The organism is Natranaeroarchaeum aerophilus (assembly GCF_023638055.1).
Lineage (GTDB): Archaea > Halobacteriota > Halobacteria > Halobacteriales > Natronoarchaeaceae > Natranaeroarchaeum > Natranaeroarchaeum aerophilum.
The window spans coordinates 1-940 of the sequence record NZ_JAKRVY010000030.1 but is presented as its reverse complement, the minus strand read 5'-3'; the positions used below and the strand labels follow the sequence as shown (position 1 = coordinate 940).

At 55.4% G+C, this 940-nt stretch carries 1 protein-coding gene; it reads right to left on the bottom strand.

Annotated features, from left to right (window positions below; translation table 11 throughout):
* Positions 1-35: 35 nt before the first annotated feature.
* A complete protein-coding gene (locus AArcSt11_RS16850) occupies positions 36-863 on the bottom strand; it encodes an IS5 family transposase (protein ID WP_250598871.1) in 828 nt (275 codons plus the stop codon).
* Positions 864-940: the final 77 nt, after the last annotated feature.

The following is a 940-nucleotide window of genomic DNA, read 5'->3' as shown; positions in this document are numbered from 1 at the left end:
GGCCGTGTTGAATCGCTGTAAGGCGTTGGAATTCATCATTTGACGAAGCGCTTTATGTTATAGACAACACACATCAACGCGATTTCGCGGAACTCACGGAACCACGAGCGCGCTCGCACGGCGAAGCCGAGCGAGCGCTTCACAGCCGAGTTTACAGTTTCAGTCATAGAGCGCTGATTGTAGCGGTTATCGTCGATTCTGGCGTTGTGTGCGTGGTCGTACGGCGCGAAGATACGATGCTTGATCAGTGGTCTGATGTCGAGATCACGTAGTGCTTCACGGAGTGACTGCTTGTCATAACCTTTATCGGCGGCAAGAGACCGCAGATCGCCCGCATTCCGGCGGGCGATCTGCTCGGCAAGGTCTGCGTCGCTTCCTTCCCGGTTCGTCGAGCAGTGTACGTCAAGGACGGCTTGAGACTCTGTATCGACGAGTTTCGTGACTTTGAGTTTCTGGACGCGGTAGCTGATTCGCTGGCAGTAGTGGCGGCTCGCAGCTGATCGTTCGTAGAATGTTGCGTCAATAGCTCCGTGTTTCGAGGGATCGTGCAGCTGCGCCGACTGGCGCAGCAGCACTCGGCAGACGCTCATACTGATTCGGTCGAACGCTTTACACAACGTGGATGGAGAGGGGAGATCGGCCGCGCTGAGGCCGATCTCCCCGGTTATTTGTGGCATTTCCTTGAGCAGGTCAATCGTCATCCGGTAGGACGCATCGAGGTAAATCCGTAGACAATGTAGGGAAACAAGAGCATAGTCGGCGAATCCGCCGCCACCTTCTGGGGCGGCGGATTCGCTTCCATCGCCAGTAACGTTTTGAGCAATCGGCACAACTTCCCCAGTGAAGCGGGAGATTTGCGTCATAGACACTCGCATCCTCCCGCTTCAACTCCTTTGATTTACTGACTCGTTCCGCCGCTATCTAGTGATTCAACGCAGCC